11 protein-coding genes and 1 pseudogene are annotated in these 15,266 nt (G+C 31.8%); 8 read left to right on the forward strand and 4 right to left on the reverse strand.

Annotated features, from left to right (window positions below):
- Positions 1-72: 72 nt before the first annotated feature.
- The 4 genes and pseudogenes from JHL18_RS23380 to JHL18_RS26640 all read right to left on the reverse strand — a co-directional run.
- Positions 73-255 carry an alpha/beta-type small acid-soluble spore protein gene (locus JHL18_RS23380; protein ID WP_200273798.1) on the reverse strand — a complete coding sequence of 61 codons (183 nt, stop codon included), beginning with the start codon at positions 253-255 and terminating at the stop codon, positions 73-75.
- 212 nt (positions 256-467) lie between these two features.
- A complete protein-coding gene (locus tag JHL18_RS23385; RefSeq protein ID WP_200273800.1) occupies positions 468-1,439 on the reverse strand; it encodes a P1 family peptidase in 972 nt (323 codons plus the stop codon).
- A gap of 282 nt (positions 1,440-1,721) precedes the next feature.
- Positions 1,722-2,036 (reverse strand): ECF transporter S component, encoded by a 315-nt coding sequence (locus tag JHL18_RS26635; protein WP_420839238.1) that lies wholly within the window; start codon positions 2,034-2,036, stop codon positions 1,722-1,724.
- Between the two features lie 27 nt (positions 2,037-2,063).
- Positions 2,064-2,474: pseudogene (locus tag JHL18_RS26640) on the reverse strand (ECF transporter S component); the annotation flags it as partial.
- A 521-nt stretch (positions 2,475-2,995) separates the two neighbouring features.
- Here JHL18_RS26640 and JHL18_RS23395 point away from each other — a divergent pair.
- The 8 genes from JHL18_RS23395 to JHL18_RS23430 all read left to right on the forward strand — a co-directional run bounded on the left by JHL18_RS23395 (position 2,996) and on the right by JHL18_RS23430 (position 15,195).
- Positions 2,996-3,673, forward strand: coding sequence for an HDIG domain-containing metalloprotein (locus JHL18_RS23395; RefSeq protein WP_200273804.1), 678 nt, complete (start codon positions 2,996-2,998; stop codon positions 3,671-3,673).
- 469 nt (positions 3,674-4,142) lie between these two features.
- The gene (locus JHL18_RS23400; RefSeq protein WP_200273806.1) at positions 4,143-5,807 is read left to right on the forward strand and encodes a galactose-binding domain-containing protein; all 1,665 of its coding nucleotides are present in this window, start codon (positions 4,143-4,145) and stop codon (positions 5,805-5,807) included.
- Positions 5,808-6,077: 270 nt separating this feature from the next.
- The gene (locus JHL18_RS23405) at positions 6,078-6,779 is read left to right on the forward strand and encodes a TVP38/TMEM64 family protein (protein WP_200273808.1); all 702 of its coding nucleotides are present in this window, start codon (positions 6,078-6,080) and stop codon (positions 6,777-6,779) included.
- 512 nt (positions 6,780-7,291) lie between these two features.
- Complete coding sequence (locus JHL18_RS23410) at positions 7,292-8,437, forward strand: cysteine desulfurase family protein (protein ID WP_200273810.1); 1,146 nt, start codon at positions 7,292-7,294, stop codon at positions 8,435-8,437.
- Positions 8,434-9,588, forward strand: a complete 1,155-nt coding sequence (gene thiI / locus JHL18_RS23415; protein WP_200273812.1) for a tRNA uracil 4-sulfurtransferase ThiI — start codon at positions 8,434-8,436, stop codon at positions 9,586-9,588. The genes JHL18_RS23410 and thiI overlap by 4 nt, the downstream gene beginning before the upstream one ends.
- A 362-nt stretch (positions 9,589-9,950) precedes the next feature.
- Positions 9,951-11,621, forward strand: a complete 1,671-nt coding sequence (locus tag JHL18_RS23420; RefSeq protein WP_200273814.1) for a glycoside hydrolase family 13 protein — start codon at positions 9,951-9,953, stop codon at positions 11,619-11,621.
- Between the two features lie 217 nt (positions 11,622-11,838).
- Complete coding sequence (locus tag JHL18_RS23425) at positions 11,839-13,533, forward strand: glycoside hydrolase family 13 protein (RefSeq protein WP_200273816.1); 1,695 nt, start codon at positions 11,839-11,841, stop codon at positions 13,531-13,533.
- Positions 13,534-13,677: 144 nt separating this feature from the next.
- Entirely contained in the window at positions 13,678-15,195 is a 1,518-nt protein-coding gene (locus JHL18_RS23430) for an alpha-amylase family glycosyl hydrolase (protein ID WP_200273817.1), read from the forward strand.
- Positions 15,196-15,266: the final 71 nt, after the last annotated feature.

Genomic DNA, 15,266 nt, shown 5'->3' on the forward strand with positions numbered 1-15,266 from the left:
AATTTATATAACATTAAAATTATACATTAAATGAGGTCCAAGCGCTATGCTTGAACCTCATTATAATGCAATCTATTTTATAGAATGTTCGTATTCAGCAACCATTCTCTTAACCATTTCTCCTCCGACGCTGCCACACTGTCTTGAAGAAAGATTACCGTTGTATTCCTTGAAAGGAACTCCTAATTCGTTTGCAACTTCATTTTTGAATTTTGATAGAGCTTTCTTTGCTTCTGGAACTAATTTTTGTGCCATAGTAAAATCCTCCTTTAAGATTTTTATTTGCTAAAGCTTCTTTTGCTTTGCAATATTATTGTGTGTATATATAGTTTTTATAAACTATGAAAATAAGTCTAATTAAGGAAATAGCCACAGAAAAAAGTAAATTAAGGGATAAAAATTATTCTTTAATAAACGCTCACTGTAATAATATTAACTTAATAAATTGAAATTATTTATTGAAGTTTTTACAAATTTATTTTATCTTTATAGGATTTAAAGCCGTATCTAGATTCAGCTGATTTTATAGCATTAATAATTGCTTTTTCCATAACCCTGGCTGAAAGAAGACCTACAACATTGATATCAGAGATTACTTTGCCTGTTGCCATTGTAAAGATGGTATCGCCGTCAACCATTGTATGTGCTGGCCTCATTGTTCTTCCGAAACCATTATGAGCCATAGATGCTACTTTATTAGCTTCCGCTTTTGTAAGTATAGCGTTAGTAGCAATGATTCCTATAGTTGTATTTCCATTGAATACATTATTTTTTTTAGAATATTGAGAGATCATAACATCTTCAGTATTAACAAAGTCTTCAAAATTTTCGTCTAAAGCGCCAGCTATAATTTCATTAGTTGAAGGATCAATTACGTCTCCAAGACAATTGACTGCAACTATTGCACCTATTTGCAAATCACCTATTTGAAGAGTATATGTTCCAAGTCCACCTTTCATAGAAAACTGAGGCCCTAAAATCTTTCCAACAGTAGCACCTGTACCAGCTCCAATATTACCGTTTAAATCCTCTTTTAGTGATTCTGAATTTACGCAAGCATCAAAGCCCATCTGTTTATCAGGTCTGATTTTTCCGTTTCCACATACTAAATCAAATAGGACAGCTTGACAAACAATAGGTACTTTTGTTACAGATACGTCAAAGCCAATATCATTGTTTTCTAAGTATTCCATTACTCCTGCAGCGGCGTCTAGTCCAAAGGCACTTCCACCTGAAAGTACAACTGCATGAATTTTTTCTACCATCTCTGTAGGGTTTAATAGATCTGTTTCTCTTGTACCAGGAGCTCCGCCCCTTACTTCAACTCCACCAGAAGCACCTTCTTCACATATTACAACGGTGCAACCAGTTCCAGCCTCAAGATTTTCACTGTGTCCAACTCGAATGCCTTCTATATCACAAAATTTTATCTCGTTCATTTCGTTTACCTCTCTCGAATAATATGGTTTTTAAATGTGATTTTATATACAGCCAAAAAAGTCGCTGAAGCGAATTTCTTCAGTGAGCTTTTTTATGCATCTGCCTTTCCGAATGAATATGAGGAAAATATGGCAGGCGAATAAGATTTACTTTTTTACAGTATAGCCATAAAATACTTAGAAAACCAATGAAATATCTAAGGTTAGCTATACCATAAATTCTATGATTTTATATACAGTAAAAAAGTGTGCTACTATTTTCATAGCTGCACACTCATAATATTATTTTCTAAGTTTAAGTATTGCTAATACAACTGGAACTGTTATTATTGTTGAAACTAAAGCTTCTGGAATACCATTGGTCATTCCGATTGCAACTATAGTTTTTCCAGCTGCTGAAGAACTTATATTTATAGCTTTCGCAAATTTATCAACATAGACAATGTAGATTAAACTTAAGACTAAAACAGTATTAGTAAGAGTACCAAGTACAGCCGCAGTTCCTACTGAAAGTACATCACTTTTTTCGCTTAGTCTAAACTTTACAAATAAGAAAGTAAGTAGTACGAAAACAGTAGCACCAATACCATAGCTAATTGTTACAGGTAGTAATACCTTAAGAGCTAAAGCTACTACAACAGATAAAAATGCTATTACAACGGTACCTGAAACTGTAGGATTCTTTTTAACTGCCCTTGTTATTCCAACATATGAGTAGTAACTTACAACACCAATTAGGATTCTAGGAAGTAGAGCTACTATTGGATTCCAGAATACAAAGCTTGTCACTGTTGGAGCAGTAAATGCTTGATACATACTAAATAATCCAAAGCATAGTCCTATTAGACCACCAACGATTGGTCCTTCTACTATAGCACCTATTATAACCGGTATGTGCATTATTGTAGCATTAACTGGCGGTATCTTTATAAATCCTAAACCGCTTAGTCCCAAGAAGATTGATATGGCAGCTAACATTGCAGTTACCACCATTTGTCTAGTACTGAATTTTGATTTGTTTAAACCTCTTTCCATGTTTTGCCTCCCCGTTCTTATTCCTTTAATATAGTAGGATATAATTCGGCTTTTAACTAAAAAACCAATTAGTTCGGTTTCGTGAGAATACCGACAACTGTATTTTAGCATGTATTATTTTTTTATCAAGATATTTAAACAAAAAAATATTTTTAAGAAAAACATTGTAAATGTAATATTGTTGGTATTACTATATTAACTGTGAGTATAAATAATATTCTGAATTTTACTGGAGAAAACAAATACTTAAACCAGGATAGTATAATACTAGAAAATTCTAAAGCTTAATCATAACTGTACATATTTTAAATATACGGTTCCAACTTTAACTATTAATTTATACATGAAAAACATCCCCAGAAGTCACGGTTTCAAACAAGTATAACTTAAGTTTCGACACAGGAACCTTTTAAAAAAGGATGAAGTGAAATATTAGGGATATATATTTATACAAAGTTAATAACTGAATCTTTATATAAAAATAAGGCAATAATAATTACATAGAAATGGAGGTGGTATGCTTGTCTAATTTAGAAACATTTAATGATATAGAATCACATTTATTGTCTGATGATAGACCATCAGAATATTTAAACAAGCTAAAAAAGGATGGTGTTTTGCGCAAAAGACCATTTGATATAATAGGTGGTTTAGAAAGTATTGAGCAAGAAAAGAAGTTTCATCCAGAAGGAAACGTATGGAATCATACGATGATGGTAGTAGATCAAGCTGCATTGAGGAGAGAAATCAGTGAAGATAAAAGAAGCTTTATGTGGGCAGCATTACTTCACGATGTTGGAAAGATAAAAACAACTGTAAAAAGAAATGGAAGATGGACAGCTTATAACCATGATTCAGTGGGAGCTGAAATGGTTAGGCGTTTCTTAAGAGATTTTTCAGAAGATGAGGAGTTCAATGACTCAGTAATTGGTCTTGTAAGATGGCATATGCAAAACCTTTATGTAAACAAAAGACTTCCATTTGCCGAGATATCAACTATGGTAGAAGACTGCTCAGTTCACGAAATTACGCTTTTATCCTTATGTGACAGATTAGCTAGAGGTGATATGAAACCAAATGAAATATACGAAATAGCTGAAAAACTTGAGAAATTTGTAGACACCATAGCTTCTACAACAGGAGAAGACTATAGTAGTATTAAAGAAGAAATATTAGATAAAGAGATCCAGCATGTTTAATCACAATAACATAATAGTAATAAAATGGTTTATTCTAGTTCCATAGGATAGACCTTTTTGTTTTACAATAAATGCGAAAGTAGGTAATGTATTGCATTTTGTTGCTGCATGATTTACAATATAAATATATAGTAGTTACACTAAAAACTTTAGCTAACAAATATAATACGATATTTAAGATTCAAAACTTTTCTAATTTAAATTTCAAAAATAAAAGTCTAAACAATATCTCAGAAAATCAACTAAAATTGCAAAATCTCAAATTCTAAAACAAATTTCATTAAAACAAACCAAATAAATTTTCAGTTATGAACTAGCAAGATTTTTAGGTAGTTCAAATAATAAGGATCTAAAATAATATATGTATTTAGAAAACATTATATCTAAGTTCCACTAAGCTCTTGAACTATTGATTTTTTACAGTGTAAATGCTATATAAAAATTAAAGAAAGAAGGGTTTGAAAGTTTTATGTTTAAAAAAAAGAATACGGATAGTAAAAAACGTCTTGGATTTTTATCTATAGCTTTAGTAGCAGCTTTGACTATTACTCAAGTAGTATCTTATGGAAAAAGTGTTAGTGCGGCAACAAGAAACATAGCTACAGGTAAAAGTATTACAGCTAGTGATACCTTGTCGGCATCCGCTTCACTTATAACGGACGGTGATGTAAACAGTAACAATTTAGTAGGGGTAACACAGAACCTCCAATGGATACAAATCGACTTAGGACAAGCGTACAATATAAATAAGATAAACCTTTGGCATTATTTTGCTGATGGTAGAACATACCATGATGTAATTGCAAGAGTATCAAATGACCCTAGCTTTAGCAGTGGGGTGACAACAGTATTCAATAATGATAATAATAATAGTGCTGGTCTTGGCACAGGAAATGATGCTGAATATGCAGAAACTTCTGCAGGAAAGGCAATAAATTTCTCAGCTATAAGTGCAAGATACGTAAGGTTATATTCAAATGGAAGTAGTGCTAATATATATAATCACTATGTAGAAGTACAGATTTGGACATCAGATGAACCAGAACAAGCAGTTTTATATCAAGATATCAATTATGGTGGAACTTCAATAGGACTACCTGTAGGAAATTATACACTTTCACAGCTAAATGCTGCGGGAATACCAGACAATTGGATGTCGTCGTTAAAGGTGCCAGCTGGATGGACTGTTGAAGCTTATGCAGATGATAACTTCTTAGGGACTAAGTGGACATTCACTACAAGTTCTACTTGGATTGGTACAGATGCCAATGATAAGATGTCTTCAGTAAAGATATATAAAGGTACACCAACACCGCTTCCTACATCTAATATTATGTTTGATGACTTTAATTACAATAGCTCAAGTGACGGAAACTTAGCAACTCATGGCTGGACTTTAAGAAATGAAGTAGCTGGACCAGGTCCAAGTGGCTGTAAGTTTTCACCTAGCAACATTTCCTTCCTTGCTGATTCTCAAAATTCTTCTAATAAGCTAATGAGACTTACAGCAAGTACTAATGGTACAGGTGCAGGAACAAGCCAAGCTGAGATCTATACTACTAACAGAAAGTATAACAGAGGTACTTATGCTGCAAGAGTAAGGTTTACAGATACACCTATTTCAGGAACTGATGGTGCTGAAATTAATGAAACCTTCTTCGCAATCTCTCCTTTAGAAGGATATAGAGATCCGAGTTATAGTGAGTTAGACTTTGAATATTTAGCAAATGGAGGATGGGGAGAAGGTCAAGGTATATGGACAACTTCATGGCATACCTATACTGCAGATCCTTGGTATAAGGACGGTAGTTCTAAATTTGGAGCAGGTTCATATGCAGGTTGGCATAACTTAGTTATGAATGTTGCTAGCGATGGTACTACAACTTATTTTATAGATGGAAGGCAATTTGCACAAGATACTCCATACTTTGGGCCAAGAAAGTTAATGAGTATCAACTTTAATCTATGGTTCATAACAGGAGAAGGAGAAAATCCACTTTTAGCAAGTACTTATGTACAGGATGTAGACTGGGTTTATCATGCAAAAGATACGGTGCTTTCACCTTCACAGGTTGATTCAGCAGTACAAAATATGAAAGCAAGTGGAATTAATTTTACGGATACAGTTAAATAGAAGTGGAATTTGTTGTAAAAGATATTTGTAATATAAGGGATGGAGCTGAGGCTTCATCCTTTTTGCTATATAGGAATAGAGCATGGAAGCAAAAAAGTATTAGTGATAGTAATTGCTATGAAATCACAGGTAAAATCAATAATTAAGATAAAATTAAGATAATTTTAATTTACTTTTTATTAAATCATAGTAAGATGTATATATGAAGATATGTGTTTTTGTAATTTATTAAAAAGACTGACAAGGCAGACTATATAAGAGGAGGAGTTTATGAACAAACTAATAAGCTCATGGAAGAAGAACAAAGGAATAATTCTTCTAATACTTTCTATTTTAGTTTTGATTTTATTATTTATCATATTTAAAAAAGATATACACAACATGATTGAAGTACTAAAGAATAATGAAAGGTTTAAAAGATATTTGCTTTCCTTTGGACCACTAGCTCCAATAGTTTATACGCTTCTTCAATTTCTGCAAGTAGTAATATTCTTTATCCCAGGAGAAGTATTTCAAACTGCTGGGGGGTACGTGTTTGGAACAATAGAAGCTACAATATTATCAATAGTAGGAATAAACTTAGGATCAATAATATTATTTAATCTTACAAAAAAATATGGGACTAGATTTGTAGAGAAGGTAGTGCCAGATGTAGCAATAAAGCCTTTTGAAAGGCTTATGAACTCAGATAGGTTAAATCTTGTGGTTTTTCTAATATATATAATGCCAGGAATACCGAAAGACAGCTCTATATTTTTATGTGGTCTATCGAGGATTACGTTAATAGATTTTTTGATATATTCAACCTTAGGAAGATTACCAATGCTAATTCTTTCAAGTTATTACGGAGCAAATATAGCGATTGGAAATAAGCTTGTGATTTATATAGGAACAACTATATTTATAATGTTGATTGTAATTGGGTTAGTATTTAAAGATAGGTTATTTAAGAGATTAGAAAAAGTAGGCTAGTTTGAAAAGTAGATATAAATGAATTTAAATAATCAGAATAGTTCAGTGATATATTTTTAAGTATATCACTGATTTTTTTAATATTTGATATAAATTGGTTAAAAACTAGTGTCTGTTAAAGAACATTGTTGAAATTTAATGGTTATAGATGTACCGCTTCATATTAAAACTTATTATTTTTAAATTCTCTCACCAGAACCCGTGAGAGTTTTAAAAATAGGTTTCGGATTGAAGTGGTACATCTATAGCAATCCTAAAGTATAATGATATTAAGTAAAAAATCAATATAAAATCAATTTATTGTTGAAAAAAAGTGAATAATCCTGTAAAATATTATATTTGATGATTATAAATAAAAGATGTTTGTAATTTTACATATATGGTAAATTGTATAACGCGAGATTTACACATAATATTTATATTTAGATAAAATTATGAAGACTTTTATAACTTTATAATTTCTGTAGTTAAAAATACAGCTATGAAAATTACTATACTGAGAGGGTGATAAAATGGAGGTGTATTTTGACAATAGTGCAACCACCAGACCTACTGAAGAAGTTATTGAAGCAGTGAGCAATGGAATGAGGGAATTCTACGGCAATCCTTCATCATTACATAAAATGGGTATAAAATGCGACAGAGAACTTTTAAGCTCTAGAGAAAAGTTATCAAACCTAATTAACTGTATAAAGGAAGAAATATATTTTACTTCTGGCGGAAGCGAAAGTAATAATATGATAATAAAAGGTATAACTAAGCCAGGAAATCATGTTATAATATCAAGTTTTGAACATCCAAGTGTTTTGAGTACTTGTAAAGAACTTGAGGAACATGGAGTGAAAGTTACATACTTAGATGTTAACAGTGTAGGTCAAATTGACATAGAGCAGTTAGAAGAAAGTATATGCAAGGATACTGTTTTAGTATCTATAATGCATGTAAATAATGAAATTGGAGCAATACAAGATCTTGAAAGGATAGGCAATCTTATTAAAGAAAGAAGTCAAAGAGCTAAGTTTCATGTTGATGCAGTGCAGAGTTTCGGAAAGTTTAAAATAGATGTGAAAAAGTGTAAGATCGATATGCTTTCAGTAAGTGCACATAAGATTCATGGACCTAAAGGAATTGGATTTTGCTATATAAGAAAGGGTCTTTCAGTTGCACCTCTTATTAGTGGGGGTGGACAAGAAAAAGGCTTTAGATCTGGAACGGAAAATTTACCATCAGTTTTAGGAATGGTAAAGGCTGCTGAAGAAATTTCAAAGAATCTAGATAGTAATTTTAATAAGGTTACAGAATTAAAGAGATATTTTATAGATAAATTACAAAATATAAAGGATATAAAAATAAATAGTTCTTTAGATGAAAAAATTTCACCATATGTTTTAAATGTTTCATTCATAGGAGTAAGAGCCGAAGTTCTTCTTCACCTGCTTGAAGAGAAAGATATATATGTTTCAACTGGTTCGGCTTGCTCTTCAAGACATATAAATACCAAAGGAAGCCATGTATTGAATGCAATAGGGTTAACTGAAAAAGAGATAACTGGAGCAATCAGGTTTAGCTTCTCAAGCTTTAATACCATTGAAGAGGTTGATTACGTAATAGAAGTTTTAAGAAATTCACTAACTTTTTTAAGGAGAGTAAAGATATGAAAAAATTAATTCTTGTAAAATATGCCCCTGAGATATTTCTTAAGGGTTTAAACAGAGGTAAGTTTGAAAGAAGACTTAAAGAGAACATAAAGAAGAAATTGGTTGGACTAGATTTCGAGATAGTTGAAGACCAAGGTAGATGGTTCATAAAGTGTGAAGATCTTGAAGAAGCTTGTAAAAGATCAAAAAGTGTATTTGGAGTTATGGAAATCTGTGTAGTAACTCAAGTTGAAAGAGAGCTTGATGCTATAAAAGCCTTAGCACTTGAAAAGGTTAAGGAAAGCGGAGCAGAAACTTTTAAAGTAGAAACGAACAGAGCAGATAAAAAATTTCCATTTAACTCTATGGAAACTTCTAGAGGAGTAGGTGGATACGTACTTAGCAAGCATGAGACTGTTTCGGTTGATATACATAAACCTCAATGCACTCTAAAGATTGAAATAAGAGAAAAGAATGCATATGTTTATACAAACAAAGATAAGATAAAGGGTGCTGGTGGACTACCATATGGAATGAATGGAAGCACAATGCTTATGCTTTCAGGAGGTATAGACTCTCCAGTTGCTGGATACCTTATGGCAAGAAGAGGTGTAGAACTTAGTTGTGTATACTATCATTCACATCCATACACATCAGAGAGAGCAAAGGATAAAGTTAAAGACCTTGCAAAGATATTAGCTCAATATACTGAAAAGGTTAGACTGTATGTAGTTCCTTTTACTGATATACAAATGGCTATAATGGAAAAGTGCAGAGAAGATGAGCTTACCATCATAATGAGAAGATTTATGATGAGAGTTGCTTGTAAGCTTGCAGAAATAAAAGGAGTACAATCAGTTTCTAGTGGAGAAAGCATAGGGCAAGTTGCATCACAAACTATGGAAGGTTTAATGGTTAGTAATGATGTTGCTGATAGACCAGTATTTAGACCACTAGTTGCAATGGATAAGGAAGATATAATAGAAATAGCAAACAACATAGGTACTTTTGAAACTTCAATACTACCATATGAAGATTGCTGTACAATATTTGTTCCAAAACATCCTAAGACAAAACCAAGAGTAGATGTTACAAGAAAATCAGAAAGTGTTCTAGCAATAGATGAACTTGTTGATAAAGCTATAGAAAATATTGAAACTTACACTTTTTAAAGATGAAATAGGAGATAAAGATATAGATTGATTATATCTTTATCTCTTTTTGTTTTACAGTAAAAGTAGTTAGACGGAAAAATAACGCTTTTCAAAATAGAAAAAAAGGCTTAGATAATCAGGTGATGTCTAAGTGGGAAAAGCTTTGGAGAATGTAAAATAAAATTTTATAAAAATGAGTCTATGATAAGATTTTATAGTATATAAATCTAATTAGAGGCGCATTTTTTTACTTTAAAGATATATATTATGAATACTTTTACATTAATTAAAAAATGACCTTTTTAAAAGATTTATTATGTGTTAGAATAGTTGTGAAACCGTATGCACAACTTTTAAATTTTATATAGAGGTGATAATAGATGGAGAGAAAATGGTGGAAAGAAGGAGTTGTTTATCAACTTTACCCAAGAAGCTTTAAGGATTCTAATGGAGATGGAATAGGTGATTTAAGAGGTGTTATAGAAAAATTAGATTATCTTAAAGAATTAGGTATTAATATAATGTGGCTTAATCCTGTATATAAGTCTCCAAATGATGATATGGGATATGACATTAGTGATTATAGAGATATAATGGACGAGTTTGGTACAATGGAGGACTTTAAGGAATTACTTAAAGGGCTTCATGAGAGAGGCATAAAACTTGTAATGGATCTTGTTGTAAATCACTCATCAGATGAGCATAAATGGTTTGCAGAAAGTAGAAGTTCAAAAGACTCTAAATATAGAGATTATTATATATGGGGAAAAGGTAAGAATGGACAGCCTCCTAATAATTGGGGATCATGCTTTAGCGGAAGTGCTTGGCAATATGATGAAACAACAGAAGAGTATTATCTTCATTTATTCTCAAAGAAGCAGCCAGATTTAAACTGGGAAAATCCAGAGGTTAGAAAAGAAGTTTATGATATGATGAAGTATTGGTTTGAGATGGGAGTAGACGGATTTAGAATGGATGTAATCAACTTTATCTCTAAGGTACCAGGGCTTCCAGATGGACCTAAGGGTGAGGGGGATTTATATGGTAACTTTGCGCCCTATTCTATGAATGGACCTAGAATTCATGAATTTATGCAAGAGATGTATAAAGAAGTCCTAAGTAAATATGACGTAATGACAGTAGGTGAATGCCCAGGAGTTTCACCTGAGCTTGCAAAGGATTATGTTGGTAAAGATAGAAATGAACTTAATATGATATTCCAGTTCGAGCTTATGGATATAGGAAAAGGTAGGACTAAGTGGGAAGAGAAACCTTGGACGCTTGGTGAGTTTAAAGAAATAATGAGTAAATGGCAAGAAGAACTGAGTGATGATGGATGGAACTCACTATACTTAAATAACCATGATCAGCCTAGAATGGTATCAAGATTTGGAAATGATAAAGAGTATAGAGTGGAATCTGCTAAGATGCTTGCTACAATGCTTCATACAATGCATGGAACTCCTTATATATATCAAGGCGAAGAAATAGGAATGACCAATGTCAAATATGAAACTGTTAATGAATACAAGGATTTAGAGATTTTAAATGCCTATAAGGAACTGGTTGAAGGAGGTCTTATGAAAGTGGAAGACTTTATGGCTGGTGTTTATAGAATGGGAAGGGATAATGCTAGAACTCCTATACAGTGGGATAGCACCTTAAATGGTGGATTTTCTAATGGAACTCCATGGCTTAAAGTAAATCCTAACTATACAGAAATAAACGTTGAAGAGGCTTTAAAAGATAATAATTCGATTTTCTATTATTACAAGAGATTAATTGAGCTAAGAAAAGAAAATGAAATCATAGTATATGGAACTTTCAAGGAATATTATAAGGAAAGTGAAAGTTTATACTGTTATACAAGGCAATTAGAAAATGAAAAGCTTTTAGTAGTACTTAACTTTTTTGAAGAGGAAGTAGAGTTCATAGTTCCAGAAGAATTAAGAAGTTTAACAAGAAATATTTTGATTTCAAATTATGATAATGTACCAAAAGAGGATCATATTAAACTTAGACCTTACGAGGCTATAGTATATAAATTATAGAATTAAGTAATATGCTTTTGCTATATAGAGATGCATCACTTCGTAAAAAACTTATTGTTTTTATATTCTCTCAACATAATCTGTGAGAGTTTTAAAATAGATGTTGGGTAGAAGTGGTGCCTCTTTAAACCTACACATTTAAATGGTTTTGTAAGGATATAGTGTTAACTAATTTTAAACATTTACATTAATAGAATAAAATCCAGGAGGGGTTATTTTGCAAAAAAAGTGGTGGAAAGAAGGAGTAGCATATCAGATTTATGTAAGAAGTTTTAAAGATTCCAATGGAGATGGCATAGGTGACTTAAGAGGTATAATTGAAAAGTTAGATTATATAAAATCTCTAGGAGTTGATATGATATATTTAAATCCAATTAATAAGTCTCCAAATGAAGATAACGGATATGATATCAGTGATTTTGAAGATATAATGATAGAATTTGGTGATTTAGAGGATTTTGATGAACTTCTAAGTGGTATACATCAAAGAAATATGAGACTTATAATGGATATGGTAATAAATCATAGTTCTGATGAACATCCTTGGTTCATAGAAGCAATAAAGTCAAAAGAGAATAAATATAGAGATTACTATATTTGGAGTAAGGGGAAAGATAATAAACCACCTAACAATTGGGGTTCGTTTTTTGGGGGAAGCGCGTGGGAGTTAGATGAAAACACCGGTGAGTATTATCTACATATATTTTCCAAAAAACAACCTGATTTAAATTGGACAAACAAAGAGCTAAGACAGGATATGAAGAATATGCTTAAATATTGGGTTGGAAAAGGTGTAGATGGTTTTAGAATGGATGCTATAAATCATTTGGCAAAGGATATGAGATTCCCAGATGGAGAAGTTAAAGATGGTGCACTTTATGGTGACTTCATACCTTATGTTCAAAATCTTCCAGAAGTTCATGATTATCTGAAAGAGTTAAAAAGAGATGTATTTACAGACAGCCATGTGGTTATAGGCGAAACTGGTGGGATCAACTATGAGAATGCTCATGTGTATACTGGAGTTGATAATAAGGAGCTAGATTTTACTTTCCATTTCGATTTACATAGTGTAGGTAAAGGCGAAAATCCATGGGAGAGAGTGGATATAGATCTTATAAAGGATATAAAAGAGAAAATGACAGGATGGGCCACTAGAGATGAAAAAGAAGGTTGGTGCCCTGTGTTTTACTCAAATCATGATACTACAAGAACTGTATCAAGACTCGGAGATGATAAGAAATATCATAAATTGTCTGCGAAGATGTTAGCAACCTTGCAACTGACTCATAAAGGAACGCCATTTATATATTATGGTGATGAAATAGGTATGACTAATGCAGATGATTTTAAACTAGAAGATTATAGAGATGCCTCTATATTTACCAGATATAGTGAATTTGTTTTATCAGGTATTGTAAGTCATGAAAATTATATTAAAGGATTAAATCTTACTTCAAGAGATAATTCAAGAACTCCAATGCAATGGAATGCCAAAGAGAATGCAGGATTTACAGATTCAAATCCTTGGATTAAAGTTAACTCAAATTATCAAGAAGTTAACGTTGAGAAACAAGAAAAAGATTGTGATTCGATACTGAATTTTTATAAGAAACTTATTGCTTTAAGAAAAGAAGAACTAACCTTAGTGTATGGAACCTTTGAAGAAATAGATAAAGAAAACCCTTCAATTTATGCGTATTTAAGAATTTTAGAAGATAAAAAAATTCTAATTGTTTGTAATTTCTTTGGTAGAGATGCGCAGCTTATGCTTTCAGAAGAGGCTTTTTTAAGTAATTTCAAGCTTGAAGTTTGCAACTATGAAAACGGTGAAGATAACTTACAAATAGTGAATGAAAAGATAATAAATCTAAGACCTTATGAGTCAAGAGTTTATATATCTGAGAGATAATCGTGAGTTGATCAATCTTTGCTAGTAAGGATGAAGCCTAAGTACAGTGAATTAGAGTTACATTAAGATTTAAGTTATGTAAATATTGATAAAATTATTAAGACACATTTTGAATAAAATAATATAGAGTTAGGGAGAAATGTTATGAGAAAAAAGTTAAGTAGTTTTATAGTGCTTATTTTAATAGTCTCTTTATTTTTTGGATGTTCAAAGCAAACGGTTGCGCAAAAAGATCAACAGAATTATGATGGAAGATCTTTCTATGAGATTTTTGTAAGAGCCTTTAATGATAGCAATGGAGATGGTATTGGTGATCTCAAAGGAGTAACAGAAAAATTGGACTACCTTAAAGAGTTGGGTGTCAATGGGATATGGCTGATGCCAATAAATGATTCGCCTTCTTATCATGGTTATGATGTAACTGACTACTACAAAATAAATCCTCAATATGGAACAATGGAAGATTTGAAGAATCTTTTGGCAGAAGCACATAAAAGAGATATAAAGATATTAATGGATATGGTTATTAACCATACATCCACTGAAAATAAGTGGTTTAAGGAAGCTAAAGCTGATAAGAATAGCAAGTATAGAGATTATTATATATGGAACACTGACTCTAATGTAGAAAATGAAATCTCAAAGATGGGAACAAAGCCATGGACGAAAAATACTACACTTAATGACTATTACTATTCTATATTCTGGGAAGGTATGCCTGACTTAAACTATGATAACAAAGAAGTAAGGCAGGAAATGAAAAATATAGCTAAATACTATGAAGAGCTAGGAGTAGATGGCTTTAGGTTAGATGCAGCAAAATGGATATATGATGACCAAGATAAAAATATACAATGGTGGAAAGAATACAATGAATATTGTAAGAGTATAAATAAAAACTTTGTATTAACAGGAGAAGTTTGGGACAATCTTTTTGCTATGGCACCGTATCAAGAGGGCTTAGATAGTGTCTTCGATTTTCCTCTTGCAGATTCAATAACTAAAGGTGTTAGTGGTCAAAGTATAGAAGATTTGCCTACTGAGATTAAGGATAACTATGATACTCTAAAAGAAAAAAATAAGAACTTTGTTCCAGCACCTTTTTTAAGTAATCATGATCAGAACAGAGTTATGGATAACCTTGGGGATATTGAAAAGATGAAGATGGCAGCAGCTATATATCTTACATTGCCGGGAACGCCTTATATATATTATGGAGAAGAAGTTGGAATGACTGGATCAAAACCAGATGAAAATATAAGGGAACCATTTATTTGGGATAACAAAGATACTAGTAAAAATACAAAATGGATGGAAAGCACAAATGACATTGATAAGGTAGCTCTTAATGTGCAAAAAGCTGACAAAGATTCTATATATAATTTCTACAAAAAGCTTTTAGAACTAAGAAATAATTATAAAGCACTTAGACTAGGAGAGGTAGATAAGGTTGAAACAAATGACAGTGGAATATTGAATATGAAGAGAACCTATGAAAAAGATAGCGTATTTGTAATCGTAAATAGTACTTCTGCTGACTGTAAGATTCCTTTAGAAAAAGGAAAGTACGAAGTTTTAATTGATAATAAGGATAATAAAAAGATTAAGAGTGATGGAAATATAAATATCAAGGCAGGGGAAATTCTAATACTTAGGAAGTAATTAAATTTAAAGATATAAATTAAAAGTTATATACCAATATAGTCTGTATAAAAGATGAAGGTGAACAGTAA

The sequence above is a fragment of the Clostridium yunnanense genome, from assembly GCF_016595795.1.
GTDB classification, from domain to species: domain Bacteria; phylum Bacillota; class Clostridia; order Clostridiales; family Clostridiaceae; genus Clostridium_AR; species Clostridium_AR yunnanense.